Origin of the sequence: Companilactobacillus bobalius (genome assembly GCF_002179915.1) — a bacterium.
GTDB lineage: Bacteria > Bacillota > Bacilli > Lactobacillales > Lactobacillaceae > Companilactobacillus > Companilactobacillus bobalius.
On sequence record NZ_MYFM01000002.1, the window covers coordinates 111,720 to 129,621 of the forward strand.

Sequence of the window (17,902 nt, forward strand, 5' to 3'; positions counted from 1 at the left end):
AGGTAATATTAATGAATAAAATCATTGAAAAAATAACCACCGTCGCATTACAAAACCCTGACAAAGTTTGCTACAAGAATGGGTCAGAGACACATACATATCAAGAATTAATGCAGCAATCAGATCGTGTAGCAAGTTTTATACAGGACAAATTTCTTCCTGCTAAAAGCCCACTTATTATCTACGGTGGACAACAATTTGAAATGTTAGTAATGTTCTTAGGTTCAATCAAAGCCGGACATGCTTATATTCCAGTTGACGATGGTTCAGATCCACAAAGAATCATTCAAATCAATTCAGTTGCCAAACCTTCTTTGATCCTTAATTGGAGTGACACGACAGACTTTGGAGTAGATACTCCACAGGTAACTAAAGCTGAAATCTCCAATGTACTAGCTTCTGATAATAACATTTACGATAGCAATCGTAGTGTTGGTCCAGATGATAACTTCTATATCATTTTTACCTCAGGAACAACAGGTACTCCTAAGGGGGTACAAATTAGTACGAATAACATTTTGGATTTCGTTCAATGGGCTGAAAAAGAATTTAATTATTCAGACAAGATGAATATGTTATTACAAGCACCATTTTCTTTTGATTTGTCAGTTTTCGATATTTATCCAGGATTGATGAATGGTGCTACGTTGAATGTAGTTGATAAGGATACAACTAAGAATTTTGGTAAGTTGCAAGAGGCCATCATTGAATCGGATTTCAATACATGGGTCTCAACACCATCATTCTTTGAAATGTGTCTACTATTTAGAGGTTTCGATGAGGAACACATGCCACAATTGAATAAGTTTATCTTCTGTGGTGAAGAGTTGACCCACGCAACTGCTAAGAAACTTTTGAAAAAATTCCCTAGTGCTGAACTTTATAACACTTATGGACCAACTGAGAATACAGTTGCGATTACATCAATCAAAATTGATCAAGATGCATTAGAGAAATTTGATCGTCTACCAATTGGTTACTTGAAGCCAAATATGGACCATCAAATTATTGGTGCAATCGATGAAAAGACAGGTCTCATGACTGGTGAATTACTAGTTAGTGGTCCTGATGTATCAAAGGGTTATCTAAATAATCCTGTTCAAACTGAAAAGGCTTTTGAAGAAGTTGACGGTAAGATGTTCTATCATACCGGTGACATGGTTAGTGAAGCTGATGACGGTTTGTTGTTCTATCATGGTAGAACTGATTTCCAAATTAAGATGCATGGTTACAGAATTGAACTAGAAGAAGTGGACTCAATGCTTGGTAACCTAAGACAGGTAAAGCAATCATGTACAGTTCCTTTGTATAACAATAAGAAACAAGTAAGTAAGATGATTGCCTGCATCGTTTTGGAAGATGAATTTAAAGATAATGATGCGAACGATTTAAATTCTGATATTAAAGACTCATTGAGAGAAACGACAATGGAATACATGATTCCTAACGTCTTGAAATTTGTAGAGCAACTACCAATTAGTAAAAATGGAAAAATTGATAGAAAGACTTTAATAGGCCAGATTAATGAATAACATTACACCCTATAGTAGTCCACATTATTTTATCTATTTAATGTTGCTCTTGTTACCAATCATGATTGGTTTGTGGTTTGGTAAACGTTTCAGAGTTTATGATTTTATCGCAACAGTCATTATCTTAATAATCACATTCTTTGGTGGCAATATGTCCCAAGGGATTTCATTGATATTCTATGTTCTTTACGAAATGTTATTAGTGTTTACATATCTGTCGTATCGCAAGAAACACAATAATTTCTGGATCTTTACCGGTTATGTTGTATTGGCAATCATTCCTCTAGTTTTCGTAAAGTTAGATCCACTTCTTAAGAATCAAACAATCTCACTCTTTGCTTTTTTAGGTATCAGTTATTTGACCTTCAAAGCCGTCGAAATAATTATGGAAATTCGTGATGGTGTTATTAAGGATATTAAGCCATATGAATTCGTTCGTTTCTTACTATTCTTCCCAACCATCTCATCTGGACCTATTGATAGATTCAGACGTTTCCAAAAAGATGTTATGAATGTTCCTAGTCGTGATGAATATGTTGAACTTTTGCACAGTGGTGTTAACAGATTGATGCAAGGTTTGTTATACAAATTCATTATTGGATACTTCTTTGGAACGTTACTGTTACCAAAGATTCAAATTTTGACCTTATCTTATAAGGGCGAAACTCCGTTAGGACTTTCTTGGGCTCTAGTAGCCTACATGTATGTATATAGTATGTATTTGTTCTTTGATTTTGCTGGTTACTCACTCTTTGCTGTAGCAATCAGTAATTTCATGGGTGTAAAGACACCAATGAACTTTAGAGCTCCATTCAAGTCCCACAATATTAAGGACTTTTGGAATAGATGGCACATTACCTTATCATTCTGGTTCCGTGATTTCATCTATATGCGTTTAATGTTCACTGTGATCAAACACAAATGGTTAAAGAATCGTGTCACAATTGCCAACGTCGGTTACATTACTTTGTTCCTGATTATGGGCTTCTGGCATGGTGAAACTTGGTACTACATTGTTTATGGTATTTTCCATGCCTGTGCAATGATTACTAATGATGCTTGGTTAAGATTTAAGAAGAAACATCGTAAACAAATCCCAAGCAATAAGTTTACAGAAGCATTTGCTATCTTCTTAACGTTCAATGTTGTATGTTTCAGTTTTATGATTTTCTCAGGTATTTTAGACAAATTATGGTTCGTTTAAATTAAGTTAGGAGAGTTTATTATGGATGATATTAAAGAAAAAATCGTAGGTATTTTGCAAGATGTTACAGGCCTAGACAATGTTGGTCAAGATGCTGATCAAGACCTATTTAAAGATGGTGTTCTGGATTCAATGGCAACAGTAGAAGTTTTAGTAACACTCCAAGATGATTTCGGAATTCAAGTACCAGTTTCAGAATTCGACCGTTCACAATGGTCAACTGTTAACAAAATTGCTCAACGTGTACAAGAATTGGAATAGACTATGAAAAAAAAGTTATGGATGATTTTTGGACCTGTTATAGTTGCCATTGCTGCTTTATTAATTCTACTCTGGGCGCCAATCAACTTTAAGACGGTTACACCGCAAAAAGTTAGACAGGCTGCTACTTCATTGGACATCCGAGTTTTGAAGGGTGAAAGTGTGAAGAATGCTGCTGAAAAGGAAAACTATATTCCTATTATTGGTTCATCAGAACTTTCTAGAATGGATCCGTTCCATCCATCTTCCATGGCACAAAAATATCATTGGAAGAATAAACCATTTTTACAAGGTAATCCTGGTACTGCTTCATTGACACAAGCAATGAATGTTGGTGGGATGTCTAACCTTAAGGGAAATAAAGCTGTATTCATTATTTCTCCACAATGGTTTAGTAAATCCGGTGTTCAAGCTGATGCTTTCAAATATTTCCTATCACCATTGCAATTGACAGGTTTCATTTTGAAATCTAATACTGGTGATAAAGCAATGAATAAATATGTTGCTGGAAGGATTCTTGATTTGGGAGTCAGCAAAGGCCCCATCGAAGATGATGCTCTAGAACGTATTTCTGAAGGTAAACAGATTACTAGTTTCCAACGTTTCTATATTGAGACATTTGTACGTTCAAGCTTGCAAAGTCAAGATAATCTCTTTGGATCATTATCAATGAATGATCATGAAAAGATGATTGATGATGCTGCAAGCAAGCTACCCGATAGTTACAATTATAAAGATTTAAATAAACTAGCTACTAAGATGGCCAAGCATAATTCACGTGATAATGATATGCAAATTGGTGACTCTTTCTATAAGCGTCAATTGAGAAAGAGAATTAGAACCTATAAAAATACTCACCGTCACGTTAAATATACTAGTTCACCAGAATATAATGATTTCCAAGCATTACTTTACATGTTTGCTAGAAATAAAGTAGAAGTGATGTTTGTAATTCAACCTATTAATCCACATTGGGTTAAATATACTGGAATGCCAAAGAGTTCAATCACTAACTTTGATAAGAAGATCAAGTATCAATTGAGAACTCAAGGCTTTAACAATATAGTAGATCTTTCTAATGTTAAGAATTCCAACTATATTGCTGAAGATACTATCCATATGGGCTGGCGTGGCTGGTTAATGCTAGATCACCATTTGAAGTATTATTATAAGGATAAGAAAGCAAATCCTGAAAATACACAGTATAAGATGGATGATTACTTCTTATCTAACGAATGGGCACAAACTAAGAATGTTACAAAATAAAAAAAGATGCAGAATTCTGCATCTTTTTTATTTTGATGTTATTATAAAGCTCAAGTGCCTAAACTTAACTTTAGGTTAAAGCATATGGAGGCTTTTTATGCAAGAGATGATGACTACTTATTCAATTGGAGAAGTAGCGGAAAAATTTGGATTGAGTTTACCAACAATTCGTTATTATGATAAGGAAGGATTAATTCCTAATCTTAATAAAAATGAAGCTGGTGTGAGACGTTTTACGGATGATAATATCGGTTCTTTACAAATGATTGAGTGTTTAAAGAATGCCGGAATGCCTATTCGTGATATTAAACAGTTTATGCAATGGACCCTTGAAGGGGATGCCAGTTTAGAAAAACGTTATCAAATGTTTCAAGAGTTACGTGTATCAGTAATGAAGCAAATGGAAGCTATGCAAAATACACTTAATACAATTGATTTTAAATGTAAATATTATGGACAAGCTAAAGTCGATGGTACAGAAAAATACGTTAAAAATGAAATGCATTTAGATAGGCCCTAGTAAAATGGGTCTATTTTTTTTAAAAAATTAGTAATATTTTCAAAAAAATATTTCAGACGAGTTTGTGAAAGCTCTTAAGTCTATACTATAAGTGAGATTGAATGGTGCTTGAAAATGCCGAAATTTGGGACTTTTTACGTGTTTAAACTGCTTACAAAGGGTTCAAATATTTGCACAAGCTCAAAATATTTGTTAGGGTTATAAAGGTCGCTGTTATTTATAAATTTAATAATAGCTTTTTTATTTCTAATTAATGAGCATAGGAAAGTATGTTTATTTCAATTCCAAGAATGGGGGATTTAATGAGTACTAATAAGAGTACAAAAGTAGAAGTCAAAGACTTAACTAAGATCTTTGGTAAGCATATCAATAAGGCCAAAGAGTTGAGCAGACAGGGAAAAGATAAATCGGAAATTCTCAAGGAAACAGGTGCCACACTTGGTGTAGACCGAGCAAACTTTAAAATTTATGATGGCGAAATTTTCGTTATCATGGGTCTATCTGGTAGTGGTAAGTCAACATTGGTAAGAATGATCAATCGTCTTATCGACCCTACAGAAGGGGAAATATTGATTGATGGCGAGAACTTAATGAAGATGGATAAAAAAGAACTTCGTGAGGTTCGTCGTAAGAAAATGAGTATGGTTTTCCAAAGTTTTGGATTATTACCTAATCGAACTATTTTGGAAAATGCTGAATACGGCTTGGAGATTCAAGGTGTAGATAAAGATACACGTGAACAAAAAGCTAAGGAAGCTTTGGAAACCGTTGGTATCACTGGTTACAATGATGAGTATCCTGATCAATTATCAGGTGGTATGCAACAACGTGTTGGTTTAGCCCGTGCGTTAGCCAATGATCCAGAGATCCTATTAATGGATGAGGCTTTCTCAGCTCTTGATCCATTGAATAGAACTGATATGCAAGATCAACTTTTGGATATCCAAGAGCGATTGCATAAGACAATTATCTTTATTAGTCATGATTTGAACGAAGCCTTGAAGATCGGTGATCGTATTATGATCATGAAAGATGCTCGAGTTATTCAAACTGGTACGCCAGAAGATATCTTGACACATCCTGCTGATGAATATGTTGAAGAATTTATTGAGAATGTCGATAGAAGTAAAGTCTTGACTGCTGGTAACGTAATGATTCGTCCAATGACAGTCAACATTGAAAAAGCTGGTCCTCGTTTGACCTTGAAGATGATGAAGGCTAACGAAGTTTCAACAGCTTATATTGTCAACGCTGAACGTAAACTACTCGGAGTAGTTGATGCCAACGATGTTATCAAGTTAGTTCGTGAGAAGAAAGGGGATATTACACCTATTATTCAAACTAAAGTTCCAACAACCACAGAAGATACACCAATTTCTGATTTAATGGATGATATTTCTCAAACAGGTATTCCATTTGCTGTTATCAATGATAAGAAGCAATTGAAAGGAATTATCGTTCGTGGTGCCGTTCTAGGTGCCTTGGCCGGAAATGAGGTGAGTGATTTTGAATAGTCTTTTATTAGGTAGTATTCCAGAAGTTCCATTAGCACATTGGATCGATGGTTTTGTTGATTGGTTAGTACAGTTTACCGGATTTTTCAATGCCATCACTAACTTTATTGGTTCAATCAATAATGCCTTTCAATGGGTATTCGATATTATTCCCATTTGGCTCTTTATTGTTTTAGTTATTGCTCTAACATATTACGTTAATCGGGATCAACAAAATTGGGGTCTATTGATTTTCGAATTCTTGGGTCTCTTGTTGATCTGGAACTTGAATTACTGGCGTGATATGACACAAACTTTGACCTTAGTATTAACTTCAAGTTTGATTGCCTTAGTTATTGGTATTCCATTAGGAATTTTAATGGCAAAGAGTCACACTGCCGAAGTTATTTTGAAACCAATTCTTGATTTCATGCAAACAATGCCAGCCTTTGTTTACTTGATTCCAGCGGTTGCCTTGTTTGGTATCGGTATGGTTCCTGGTATCGTAGCTTCAGTTATTTTCGCTATGCCACCAACAGTTCGTATGACAAATATGGGTATTCGTGAGGTTCCTGATGAATTGATCGAAGCCGCTGATTCATTTGGTTCAACTGAATGGCAAAAATTATTTAAAGTTGAATTACCAATTGCCAAAACTAGTTTAATGGCCGGTGTTAACCAAAGTATGATGCTTTCACTATCAATGGTTGTTATTGCTTCTATGATCGGTGCGATGGGACTTGGTACTAAAGTTTACTTCGCCGTTGGTAGAAATGATGCTGGTAATGGTTTCTCAGCCGGTTTAGCTATTGTTATCTTAGCTATTATTCTAGATAGATTGACACAATCATTAACAAGAACACGCAGAAAGAAATAGGAGGGATTTTTTGAAAAAACAAAAGTTTATTAAACTTTTCTTATTAGCAATATTAATCATCCCAATTATTTCCGCATGTAGTTCCCAAACAGCTCCGTACAAAAGTAAGGAAAAGTTGGGCCCACAAATTAATTACACAATCACAGGTATTGATGCTGGTGCTGGTGTAATGGCCTCTACCCAAACAGCTTTGAAGGATTATGGTCTAGAGAAGAACAACTGGCAATTACAACCTAGTTCAACTTCGGCCATGACAAGTACTTTGGATAAATCATATAAAAATAAACAACCAATTGTGATTACTGGTTGGCAACCACATTGGATGTTTACAAAGTATAAACTGAAATTCTTAAAAGATCCTAAAAACGTTTATGGTAAAGCAGAACATATCAACACTATCGTTCGTAAAGGTTTGAAAAAGGATAAACCCGAAGCATATACTATTTTGGATCGTTTCCATTGGACACCTAAGCAGATGTCGAGTGTTATGTTGAAGGTTAATGGTGGTATGGATCCAGATAAAGCTGCCAAACAATGGATCAAGAAGAATCCGAAATTAGTTCAAAAATGGACTAAGGGTGTTAAGAAGGTTCATGGTCAATCCTTGAAGATCACTTATGTTGCATGGGATTCAGAAATTGCTTCAACTAATGTGATTGCTCAAGTATTACGAGATCAAGGTTATAAAGTAACTATTCAGGCTATGGAGATGCAACCAGTTTGGGCTTCAATCTCTACCAAAGCTGCTGACGCAACTGTCAGTGCTTGGTTACCTAAGACATCAGCTAAGTTCTATTCTGATTACAAAGGTAAGTTTGAAGACCTCGGTGCTAACTTAGAAGGTGCCAAAGTTGGATTAGCCGTTCCAAAATATATGACTAATATTAATTCCATTGATGATCTAAAAAATAAATAATTCACTGAAATTGGAAGAGATTCCAATTTTTTTTTGCTTTAAATAGATTTTAAATATATAAATGGAATAAAATTTCTTGTTTACTACGGTATTAATTATATAAAATAATATTTCACTAAGTGGACTAGACAATATGACAACTTTATACCAATGACACGTTTTAATTATGGGTATATAATTATATTAATTATATATAAATTTATTATACAGGGGCGATGGCGTGGATATACAGGCGTTTATTGATAAAAGAAAAGAATTAGGACTCTCACAAAAGGAATTGAGCAATGGTATCTGTACTCAAGCTACATTAAGCAAGTTTGAGAATAACGGTAAAATTCCATCATTGAAAATTTTAATTAAATTATGTAATCGTCTCGGTCTATCCTTAGATAGTATTATTGGTGTAAATGATAGCAGCAGTAAGAAGGTTGCTAAGGAAATGAGTCAAGCAGAATTCAATTTAATTATTCAAGAATATGATGATGCTTGGACAATCATTAATAAGATTGATTCAGATAGTTTGAATAATGATAAGAATCTTTTGATGCAATATTATTATTTAAGAGGCTACTTGAATGTTTTGGACGATGGAGATTTATTTGATGCAGTTTTTGATTTCAATCGTATTTTATCGGAATTAGATACCCGTGGGGAAACAATTTTCACTTTTCTATCATTCGTAGGTATGGGTATGGTTTATGCCAAGCAGGGCGATGATACGAAGAGTGAATACTACTTCAGCAAGGTATTCAATAACATTTATACAATGTCGATTGATGATGTAAGTAAGATTTGGCGTTATATCAATATCATTTTCTATTGTGCGATTTACTATTCAGAGAAGCAGGATTTAGAAACGGCTAATGCGTTATTGAATTATGGCGTTAAGGTCTGTGCCGAGAATCACGTTACGTATTACATTGCTCGAATTTATGCTCAGCTAGCAATGAATGAAAATCGAGTTAATGGAAACAATGAAAAAGTGCAAGGATACATTGATAAAGCACTGGTTTTTTCAGAGTTTAATGGTAACAAAAAAGAGATCGAAGTTATTAAAAGATGGGTTAAAGCAAATAATCTTTAACAGAAAGAGGATGTCATGGTATTTATGGCATCCTCTTTTATGATATATTGGTTAGACAAGTAAATTAGGGAGTAGTCTATGAATCTAAGTCGAAAAAAGTTGATCCAATATGGAATAATTGCGATTTTAGTATTGTTTATCCTCATATATCCAGTGCAGATCTATAATATTTTTCTGAATGTTTTGGGCGTTGCGATGCCACTTATTTTGGGCGCTGTATTGGCATACGTCTTAAATATTTTATGTGTTAAGTTGGAAAAATATTTCTTTCCTAATACTAAAATTAAAATTTTACAGAAGAGTCGTCGAGCATTAGTTATTTTAACTACTTTGGTCATTGTCACTTTGGTGATGGTGGGAGTATTTAGATTGGTTTTACCCCAGTTCTTCAATGCTTTGGCCGATTTCTTTAAAAATATTCCTTCATTTGTTGAAGGATTGTCAGCGTTGCTAGAAAAGATAAATCATAATTCGGTTGTTTCCAATCAACTGGAGTCAATGAATATTGATTGGTCATCGGTACAGAGTAAAGTGATGAAGTATTTAACGAGTGGAATGGGAGGAATCTTTGGTTCAACTTTCAAGATTGTAACGGGTATTACTAAAGGTTTTATTAATTTCATTCTAGCTTTAACATTTGCTATCTATATTTTGGCAACTAAGGAAAAGTTGGGTTGCCAGGTTAAGAAGATGGCCCAAGCTTATATGAAGAAAGAACATATTAAAAAGGTTAAGTATGTAGTTGATATTGCGGATGATATGTTTAGTCATTTCATTGCCGGACAAGTTACGGAAGCTATCATCTTGGGAAGTTTGTGTTCATTAGGAATGCTGATATTCAGATTCCCATATGCACTATCAGTTGGTGCATTTGTTAGTATTACAGCCCTGATTCCTATTTTAGGAGCTTGGTTAGGAGGGATTGTCGGATTCTTATTGATTGCCGTTAAATCACCGATAGAAGCAGTTTTCTTCATTATTTTCCTATTGGTTCTACAACAGTTTGAAAGTAACGTTATTTATCCACGAGTTGTCGGAACTTCAATTGGCTTACCAGGAATCTGGGTTCTAGCTTCAATTACTGTTGGTGGCGGACTCGGCGGTATTGTGGGGATGCTGTTAGGAGTGCCTGTAGCCGCAACTATTTATCAATTACTTAAGAATGATACAAATCGCAGGCTAAATGGAATAGAAAAAGTAAAATAGTTATATAATTTACAAAATTGCACTAAGGAGAGATTAGTTTTGTGGAATAATTATTTTGATTTCGTGTTAATTTTCGTAGCTATTTTTACTTTAATTCCTTACTTAACATCACTGGTGACTTCTTGGCTGGGACATCTGTCAAAAATTATTTTAGTTAATAATTTGGGAAACAATAGTCAGCTAATCGTTGGTGGAGTGGGCGTTATTATTCATGAGTTAGGACATGCTATTTTTGCCTATTTGTTTGGACATAAAGTAACTAACGTTCAATTGTTAAATTTGAATTATCGTCAATCGGGCTCATTAGGGTCTGTGGATCATAAGTGGAATGATCGCAATGTTTATCAGATGTTGGGGAACTTCTTCATTGGTCTGGCGCCTTATTACATGTGCTCGTTGGCATTGTATTTATTGCAAAGATTTCTGTTGAAAGCTCAATTCAGCTTTAGTACATTGATTCAGAGCTTGAATGTTAACAAGAGTGTTTCAATTAGCGTGATCTTTGATTCTGTTTTGGATAATATGAAATCTAGCTTTGCTAATGCTTCGTGGTGGATGATTCTAGTGTATGTATTGTTGACTATCATGATAGCTAGTACTGGATATGATTTGAGTAAGAATGATTTTATTACCGTCAATAAAGGAATTTTGCCATGGGTCGTAGTTCTGTTGGTTTTGGGATCAATACTTTATTTGCTTAATTTGAGAACAGTTGTTATGACTGGGGCAATTTATTTTGTAGCATTTTCAATTCTGTTTATGTTTCATGCCATTATTAGTATTGTTTTGGCTATGGTGGTAATTAAAATATTGGGATTTATATAAAAAAGAGACTTCCGGTTGGGAGTCTCTTTTTTATTGAGCAATGTAATCTTTTTTATCGTCTACTTTAATAAGTAAACCATAAAGTGCTCCATATAAATTTGCGTTATTTTGAAATTTGGCGTTTAAAATTTCAGGTCGAGTTAACGAATCTTTAATTATTGGCGTTGAGTTCAATATTTTATCATATTCTTCATTAATTGTGTCAGTGACAATTGGTTGTGCACTTATACCACCACCGATAACGAATCTTTTTAAATCGACTACTGATTGAATATTAAGGATTAACTTTGCAACATAACTACAGAATTCTTTAAATATTGGAAAGGCCTCGGGGTCCTTTTTATTGATAAAATTGAATACTTCAATTCCATCACTTATGTTGCTTAGCTTTTTTAATGAACCGATTTTTTTAATCATACCGACAGCAGAAGTATTGGCTCCTACAGCAGCTTTTAGAAAATCATCTTTAGTAAAGTTATTTAACATGAAACTAAATTCACCGGCCTGAAAGTGTTCACCATATAATAATTGACCATTAATAACGATACCACCTCCGACCCCTGTACCTAGAACAATAGCAGCCGAATTGTCGATATTATTTAAATTACCTAGCCAGAGCTCTGCTAAAGCGGCGGATTTACCATCGTTTTCGATACTTGTATAAATTCTGTATTTGTCTTCAATTATCTTTTTCAGATTTACTTTATCTAAGAAAGGAAGAGAACCGCCATGATGGATAGTCCCAGTATCATCTATTTTTCCAGGAACCGAAATGGCAATTCCTTTAATACTTGATTGGTACTTATCAATTATGCTAAAGATGGCATTAGTGAATTCTATAATGTTTTTTGCAGGTGTTTGCAGCTTATCATGGCTAATCAGGTTACCTGAATTATTTAATATACCATATTTTAAATTGGTACCGCCGATGTCGATACTTAGATAGTTACTCATGATTTTTCTCCCTTTAAATATTAAACGCTTGGCCATGGGATTAAGCCAAGCGTTTATTTTATTTCTTTTCAGTTAAAAGTAATGCTTGATATTCGGAACGTGGAAGCTGGAACATATCTGTATTGTTAATTTCAATATTCAAATCCTTTGTTGTCATATTCCAAGTATCAATTAGTTTGGCAGAATATTTTTTATCCTTTGGTAGAAAATCAAATTGTTCAAATTCAGGTTGGTTAGCTCCGAAATAGGCAATGATTTTACTATCATCAGGTGACTGTCCAACAGCCAATTCCCAGTGTGGACCTTCAGTTGCCATTGGTTTTACATAGTTGAAACCGTTATTGTCTAGTAGATCCTTAAAGAAGTTGATTCTCTTTTGACTTTGACCATATAGAATCCCACCATGTGCCCACCAAATTGAACGTTTAGTATTTGGTTTGTCAATATAGGTTTCACCATGTGTGGCGTAACCTCCGCGTAAAACTGTTCTGTAGAAGCAATCCATCATACCATGGGCAGTATTGTCACCCCAGCCCAACTCAATGTTCCCTTCATACCGACATTCATCTACGACTACTGGTTTTTGATACTTTTCTAACCACTGAGGTACAAAGAATAGTTCATCAGTTTGGACGCTTAGATGTGTTATCCATGGTTTTGTATAATCAAACCAGTTTTTTCTAGTGCCTTTATTTGTAGGCGGATCATACCAATTATGTATCGATATTAGATGTTCACTAGGATCTTCTTCTTTAACTAGTTCTCCTAATTTATCCCAAGCTTCGAGTGGTTTTTGACCGGCCATTGCTAACAAATCATATTCATTTGCTAGTGACCACCAAATATTTTTATAACTGGCTAATCTAGCAATAATATATTTAAGATATAATTTATCGTACTTTTCCCCCATACGAGCAAATCCCCAGTGGTCATAAGGATGAAATAGAATTAAATCAGCTTCAACACCAAGATTATCTAAATCCTTAATTCTATTTTCCAAATGTTGGAAGTAGGTAGGATTGATTTTAGAAAAGTCAAAACCAATATCCTCTGGTTTTAGACTCCAGCTATTAAAATCGAAAGTATCTGATACTTTTTTTGGGGCTCCCTCATATGGATAGATATCTGGTTCTATGGTGTTGTAATTATAGTTCTTAGGGAAAGTCAACATACGTAGTTTATTAAATTTATTTTCAGATAGTGTCTTTAGAGTTTGCTTTTGACGTTCGTTACTTTGAAATACCCAAGCATAAGCGGTAGTTCCAAAAGGCATATAAGAAGTACCATCAGCGTAGGCAAAGTGAGTTTTACCACTTACGCGAACAGGTCCATGATTATCTTCAGAAGGAGATGTACATTCAAATTCAGTTGTTTTATTTGATAATACTTCTACGTTAGATTCAGTTGTGACTTTCCATGTTCCAATTAATTCAGGCATATATCTGACTTTATATATTCCGTTTCCATCGTAAAATCCGCGGATTTTAATTGAAAAATTATCATGAGTAAAAGTAGCAAATAAATTATTGTCAATAAATGGATTACCATCAGATGGTCCATTTAGAGTGAGTTCATATGAACCCCATTTTTCACATTTATCCATTTTAAAATTCCTTTCTAATATTGTTATTTAGCCATTGAAGTATTTACATTCTTATTTCTATTTAATTGCATAAATACGAATACTACAGCAAGTACAATCATCACTACAGCACAGATAACAAATGATGAAGTTGGATCTGTCATACCTGATGCTTTTCCAATAAATGAAAGTGAGTATGGTGAGAAGTAAGCACCTAAATTGTTAAAAATCATGGCAACTGAAATTGCAAAATTCTTCGATGCTTCAGGAACACTGTCCATAACAGTTCCATAAACATAAGGAATCAAAATTGTTGTAGAACTTACTAAAATCATTGAAATAGTAAATAAAATCATATTTGATGAATGTGCCATTCCAAAGAAACCAACAGCGCCAATTCCACAAGCAATAATAGGTGTAAAGTGCTTCAAGGCCTTAAAAATGGGTCCATAAAGCATGGTAATTAAACTACCAATAATTCCAGCAAATGCTAATGCGGTGCCCAGCATACCTTGATTCTTAACTTGCATTTGTTGCAAAGCCAAGCCGGAGTTTGTGTACATTGCCATTACGGCATTGAAATAAACGAATAAAACTAAAATACCAATAATAACGAAAATAGGAAGCTTTTTAGATTGTTTACCGGAGGATTCATTTTCTACAGTAACGGTCTTTTGAGAATCTGTAGAATCTTTCTTTGGAAAACCAATCATGAATACGATAAGAACTGGTAAAAGAATTAAGTAAACTAGATAGGTACTTTGCCAATTAATCCCTACAAGAATACCCGCTAAGAATGTGGATAAACTTGAACCTAGAGCAGAAACTGCGGATTGAATGCCAAGAAGGTTACGTTGTTCATCACCGGTAAAGTAATCACCAATTAAACTGACAGCTAAGGAAGTATAGATACCAGTACCAGCACCGAATAAGAAACGTAAAACCTTAATCATTGTAATGTTTGTTACAAATGCAGGACCTACACCACCGATCATTGCAACAAATAATCCTAGAATAACGGTATTACGTTTACCAATAGCTTTAATTATCCAATTACCACAAAGAATAAATAGCATGATAGAAAAAGAGGGAATAGTTACTAGTGATTGAATTGAAGTTGCACTTTGATCTGGAAATGATTTGATCATTCCTGTTACAGCAACTGATATTGCACTGGCTGCTTGTAACATGACGGAAATTGCTAGAATAGCAATTTTTAAAAACGTTTTATTAACTTTTTTCGTATCTGACATTATTATTAATTCTCCTAACAAATAAAATTAACTTATGCATAAGTTCACGGAATGTATCCGCTTTCTTTTAACAGCTCTAAATTACCACATAGATTATTAAACATCAAGAGTATTTTACTAAAATAGTACTAAAATAAATTAACTATTTTATAAAAACGTTGATTCAATCGAATTTTTAGACAATAAAAAAAGCCGAAACTTTTTTGTTTCGACTTAAATAGAATTACGTTTAATTAATTTAGTTGAGATGAGTGTTTTTTGTGGTGACCAATTTGGAGTAAATAAGCGCTTTTGCAGTTGAAATAGTGCTTGTTCAGCCATTTGATCAACAGGTACGTGAATGGTGGTCAATTCAGGACTTATTAGAGAACTTTCATAAATATCATCAAAACCAATAACGGCTAATTGTTTAGGAATTTTGATATTCTTTTGTTGGGCAGCCTTTATTAATCTAATTGCGATATAATCATCTTCACAAAAAATTACTTCGGGCAATTCCTTCTTGGTTATATTTTCGATATCCAATCCCTTTGGATTAACTTCTGTAGGAGAAACTGAATAAAAATGATCATTATTGATTTTTATATTAGCTAGTTTAAGAGCATCACGAAAACCACGTCTTCGTTCAATAAAGTTAGAAATGATTTTATCAGAGGCAAAATAACCAATATCTTTATAGCCTTTGTTTAAGATATAATTGCCCGCTAGCATAGCTCCTTGATAATTATCCATCGTTACAAAATCAGCCGTTATATTGTCGAAATATGTATCAACAAATATCACACTGTCTAATTTGTTATTAATTAATTCTGCTTGGGTTGCATTCAAATCAGTACCTAAAACAATCGTACCATCGTTCTGATCTTTTCTGATCTCATCCAAAGTTTGAGGAAGTGATTCACTATCAGTAGTAATTATCTTCAAACTACCACCAGTTTCGCTGACTTTTTCCGATAATGAAGAAATTAAGCTATCAAAGAAGGGAAGAGAACGATAGTTTCCACTAACTAAACCAGCTGTTTTAACAACTAAGAAGTTAACACTAGTAAGAACTTTATCAGTATTTTTTTTGTTTTTCCGGAGTGGCTTATATCCATATTTATTTACTACATCAAAAATTTTATCTCTAGTTTCTTGACTCACACCGTCTTTACCATTAAGGGCTAAGGATACGGCCGATTTAGAAACATTGGCGAGACGTGCTATGTCATCCATTTTTACTGTCATGAGATGACCTCCTATCACATAAAATAATACTAAATTAAAATCAGTATTGCAAAATTTATTGTATTTTTTATGTAAAATAATGTAATTTGTTTAGTAAAACGTTTACAATGCTGATTAATATGCGGTATCATTTAATTAAATAATTTATTTTGAGGTGAATCTAATGACAGAATTTCCAAAGAATTTCTTGTGGGGTGGCGCTACAGCTGCTAACCAATTAGAGGGTGGCTATAAGGAAGATGGACGTGGTCTATCTATTGCTGACGCATTACCCGGTGGCAAAGAGAGATTCCAAATTGTTCAAAATCCTGACTTTGATTGGACGATTGATGAAAGTAAATATAAATATCCTAATCATGTCGGTATCGATTACTATCATCGTTTCAAAGAAGATATCAAATTATTCTCAGAAATGGGCTTTAAGTGCTATCGTTTCTCTATTGCTTGGTCAAGAATTTTTCCAAATGGTGATGAAACAGAACCAAATGAAAAGGGATTGGAATTTTATGATCAAGTAATCGATGAATGTTTGAAGTACAATATTGAACCAGTGATTACTATTTCTCATTATGAGTTGCCATTAAATTTGGCCAAAAATTATGGTGGCTGGAAAAATAAGAAGTTAATTTCATTCTTCGAAAGATTTGCCAAAGTTGTTTTGACACGTTACTACAAGAAAGTTAAGTACTGGATGACTTTCAACGAAATCAACAGTGCTGCTCACTTCCCAGTTATGGGTCAAGGTTTGGTTCCTTCCAACGGTGCTAACGACAAGAAAAATGTCTTCCAAGCATGGCATAATCAATTTGTTTCTAGTTCTAAGGCTGTTAAAATTGGTCATGAATTGGATCCAAATTTACAGATTGGTTGTATGATTCTTTACGCTACAACTTATAGTTATGATGCCAATCCAGTTAACCAATTGGCTACCTTGCAACAAAATCAAGATTTCAACTTCTTCTGCGGCGATGTTCAAGTTCGTGGTCAATATCCAAGCTATACAAAGAGATTGTTGGCTGAATATGGTTTGAAACTTTCTGATTTAGACAGAACTGATGAAGAATTGGAATTGATCAAAAAGTATCCTGTTGATTATATTGGTTTCAGTTACTATATGTCTTCAGCAGTTGAAACTACTAAGAAGGATAACGACAAAGTTAGTGGAAACTTGCTAGGTGGTGTTAAGAATCCATTCCTTAAGGCAAGTGATTGGGGCTGGCAAATTGATCCAACTGGTTTGAGAATTGCTTTGAACCAATTGTACGATCGTTATCAAAAACCATTGTTCATCGTTGAAAATGGTTTGGGTGCTATCGATAAACCAGATGCAAACCACAACATTGAAGATGATTACCGTATCGATTACTTGAAACAACATATTCAAGCAATGGCCGGTGCAATTGACGATGGTGTCGATTTGATGGGTTACACTCCATGGGGCTGTATTGATTTGGTCAGTGCTTCTACAGGTGAAATGTCCAAACGTTATGGTTTTATCTATGTTGACTTAGATGATGATGGTAATGGAAATATGGACAGATACAAGAAGAAGTCATTCTACTGGTATCAAAAAGTTATTGAATCAAATGGTCAAGAATTGTAATTAATTTATTTGAAAAGATCAAATCAGAAATGGTTTGGTCTTTTTTTCAAAATAAAAAGGTGATGTATTTTTAATAGAATACATCACCTTTTTGCGTAC

General features: G+C 34.1%; 16 protein-coding genes. 12 read left to right on the forward strand and 4 right to left on the reverse strand.

Annotated features, from left to right (window positions below):
- Positions 1 to 11 precede the first annotated feature (11 nt).
- The 11 genes from dltA (at position 12) to LKACC16343_RS03605 (ending at position 11,184) form a co-directional block, all read left to right on the forward strand.
- Positions 12 to 1,532, forward strand: a complete 1,521-nt coding sequence (gene dltA / locus LKACC16343_RS03555; protein ID WP_056954243.1) for a D-alanine--poly(phosphoribitol) ligase subunit DltA — start codon at positions 12 to 14, stop codon at positions 1,530 to 1,532.
- Entirely contained in the window at positions 1,525 to 2,736 is a 1,212-nt protein-coding gene (dltB, locus tag LKACC16343_RS03560) for a D-alanyl-lipoteichoic acid biosynthesis protein DltB (RefSeq protein WP_056954245.1), read from the forward strand. Before dltA ends, dltB begins: the two co-directional genes overlap by 8 nt.
- Before the next feature lie 21 nt (positions 2,737 to 2,757).
- Positions 2,758 to 2,997, forward strand: coding sequence for a D-alanine--poly(phosphoribitol) ligase subunit DltC (gene dltC, locus LKACC16343_RS03565; RefSeq protein ID WP_371125783.1), 240 nt, complete (start codon positions 2,758 to 2,760; stop codon positions 2,995 to 2,997).
- Positions 2,998 to 3,000: 3 nt separating this feature from the next.
- The gene (gene dltD, locus LKACC16343_RS03570; protein ID WP_056954247.1) at positions 3,001 to 4,263 is read left to right on the forward strand and encodes a D-alanyl-lipoteichoic acid biosynthesis protein DltD; all 1,263 of its coding nucleotides are present in this window, start codon (positions 3,001 to 3,003) and stop codon (positions 4,261 to 4,263) included.
- A 106-nt stretch (positions 4,264 to 4,369) separates the two neighbouring features.
- Positions 4,370 to 4,783 carry a MerR family transcriptional regulator gene (locus LKACC16343_RS03575; protein WP_056954667.1) on the forward strand — a complete coding sequence of 138 codons (414 nt, stop codon included), beginning with the start codon at positions 4,370 to 4,372 and terminating at the stop codon, positions 4,781 to 4,783.
- A gap of 302 nt (positions 4,784 to 5,085) precedes the next feature.
- Positions 5,086 to 6,297 carry a quaternary amine ABC transporter ATP-binding protein gene (locus LKACC16343_RS03580; RefSeq protein WP_056954249.1) on the forward strand — a complete coding sequence of 404 codons (1,212 nt, stop codon included), beginning with the start codon at positions 5,086 to 5,088 and terminating at the stop codon, positions 6,295 to 6,297.
- Complete coding sequence (locus LKACC16343_RS03585; RefSeq protein ID WP_056954251.1) at positions 6,290 to 7,153, forward strand: ABC transporter permease; 864 nt, start codon at positions 6,290 to 6,292, stop codon at positions 7,151 to 7,153. Before LKACC16343_RS03580 ends, LKACC16343_RS03585 begins: the two co-directional genes overlap by 8 nt.
- A gap of 10 nt (positions 7,154 to 7,163) precedes the next feature.
- Positions 7,164 to 8,069: a glycine betaine ABC transporter substrate-binding protein gene (locus tag LKACC16343_RS03590; protein ID WP_056954253.1), complete on the forward strand. Its 906-nt coding sequence runs from the start codon at positions 7,164 to 7,166 to the stop codon at positions 8,067 to 8,069.
- A gap of 220 nt (positions 8,070 to 8,289) precedes the next feature.
- Positions 8,290 to 9,153: a helix-turn-helix domain-containing protein gene (locus LKACC16343_RS03595; RefSeq protein ID WP_082604588.1), complete on the forward strand. Its 864-nt coding sequence runs from the start codon at positions 8,290 to 8,292 to the stop codon at positions 9,151 to 9,153.
- Between the two features lie 78 nt (positions 9,154 to 9,231).
- Positions 9,232 to 10,359, forward strand: a complete 1,128-nt coding sequence (locus tag LKACC16343_RS03600) for an AI-2E family transporter (protein ID WP_056954255.1) — start codon at positions 9,232 to 9,234, stop codon at positions 10,357 to 10,359.
- Positions 10,360 to 10,398: 39 nt separating this feature from the next.
- Positions 10,399 to 11,184 carry a hypothetical protein gene (locus LKACC16343_RS03605; RefSeq protein ID WP_056954257.1) on the forward strand — a complete coding sequence of 262 codons (786 nt, stop codon included), beginning with the start codon at positions 10,399 to 10,401 and terminating at the stop codon, positions 11,182 to 11,184.
- A gap of 30 nt (positions 11,185 to 11,214) precedes the next feature.
- Here the strand turns inward: LKACC16343_RS03605 and LKACC16343_RS03610 are convergent, their stop codons facing one another.
- The 4 genes from LKACC16343_RS03610 to LKACC16343_RS03625 all read right to left on the reverse strand — a co-directional run bounded on the left by LKACC16343_RS03610 (position 11,215) and on the right by LKACC16343_RS03625 (position 16,200).
- The gene (locus tag LKACC16343_RS03610; RefSeq protein WP_056954259.1) at positions 11,215 to 12,138 is read right to left on the reverse strand and encodes an ROK family protein; all 924 of its coding nucleotides are present in this window, start codon (positions 12,136 to 12,138) and stop codon (positions 11,215 to 11,217) included.
- A gap of 58 nt (positions 12,139 to 12,196) precedes the next feature.
- Complete coding sequence (locus tag LKACC16343_RS03615; protein ID WP_056954261.1) at positions 12,197 to 13,741, reverse strand: DUF5060 domain-containing protein; 1,545 nt, start codon at positions 13,739 to 13,741, stop codon at positions 12,197 to 12,199.
- 23 nt (positions 13,742 to 13,764) lie between these two features.
- On the reverse strand, positions 13,765 to 14,973 hold the full coding sequence (locus LKACC16343_RS03620; protein ID WP_082604589.1) for an MFS transporter: 1,209 nt from the start codon (positions 14,971 to 14,973) through the stop codon (positions 13,765 to 13,767).
- A 213-nt stretch (positions 14,974 to 15,186) separates the two neighbouring features.
- Positions 15,187 to 16,200, reverse strand: coding sequence for a LacI family DNA-binding transcriptional regulator (locus tag LKACC16343_RS03625; RefSeq protein WP_056954263.1), 1,014 nt, complete (start codon positions 16,198 to 16,200; stop codon positions 15,187 to 15,189).
- A 163-nt stretch (positions 16,201 to 16,363) separates the two neighbouring features.
- On the opposite strand from LKACC16343_RS03625, the gene LKACC16343_RS03630 reads away from it, so the two are divergent.
- Complete coding sequence (locus LKACC16343_RS03630) at positions 16,364 to 17,803, forward strand: glycoside hydrolase family 1 protein (RefSeq protein WP_056954265.1); 1,440 nt, start codon at positions 16,364 to 16,366, stop codon at positions 17,801 to 17,803.
- The last annotated feature ends 99 nt before the right edge of the window (positions 17,804 to 17,902 follow it).

Bases quoted from the DNA above. Each gene is read 5' to 3' on its own strand.
- dltA (WP_056954243.1), top strand. From the start codon at position 12: ATGAATAAAATCATTGAAAAAATAACCACCGTCGCATTACAAAACCCT.
- dltB (WP_056954245.1), top strand. From the start codon at position 1,525: ATGAATAACATTACACCCTATAGTAGTCCACATTATTTTATCTATTTA.
- dltC (WP_371125783.1), top strand. From the start codon at position 2,758: ATGGATGATATTAAAGAAAAAATCGTAGGTATTTTGCAAGATGTTACA.
- dltD (WP_056954247.1), top strand. From the start codon at position 3,001: ATGAAAAAAAAGTTATGGATGATTTTTGGACCTGTTATAGTTGCCATT.
- LKACC16343_RS03575 (WP_056954667.1), top strand. From the start codon at position 4,370: ATGATGACTACTTATTCAATTGGAGAAGTAGCGGAAAAATTTGGATTG.
- LKACC16343_RS03580 (WP_056954249.1), top strand. From the start codon at position 5,086: ATGAGTACTAATAAGAGTACAAAAGTAGAAGTCAAAGACTTAACTAAG.
- LKACC16343_RS03600 (WP_056954255.1), top strand. From the start codon at position 9,232: ATGAATCTAAGTCGAAAAAAGTTGATCCAATATGGAATAATTGCGATT.
- LKACC16343_RS03610 (WP_056954259.1), bottom strand. From the start codon at position 12,138: ATGAGTAACTATCTAAGTATCGACATCGGCGGTACCAATTTAAAATAT.
- LKACC16343_RS03615 (WP_056954261.1), bottom strand. From the start codon at position 13,741: ATGGATAAATGTGAAAAATGGGGTTCATATGAACTCACTCTAAATGGA.
- LKACC16343_RS03620 (WP_082604589.1), bottom strand. From the start codon at position 14,973: ATGTCAGATACGAAAAAAGTTAATAAAACGTTTTTAAAAATTGCTATT.
- LKACC16343_RS03625 (WP_056954263.1), bottom strand. From the start codon at position 16,200: ATGACAGTAAAAATGGATGACATAGCACGTCTCGCCAATGTTTCTAAA.
- LKACC16343_RS03630 (WP_056954265.1), top strand. From the start codon at position 16,364: ATGACAGAATTTCCAAAGAATTTCTTGTGGGGTGGCGCTACAGCTGCT.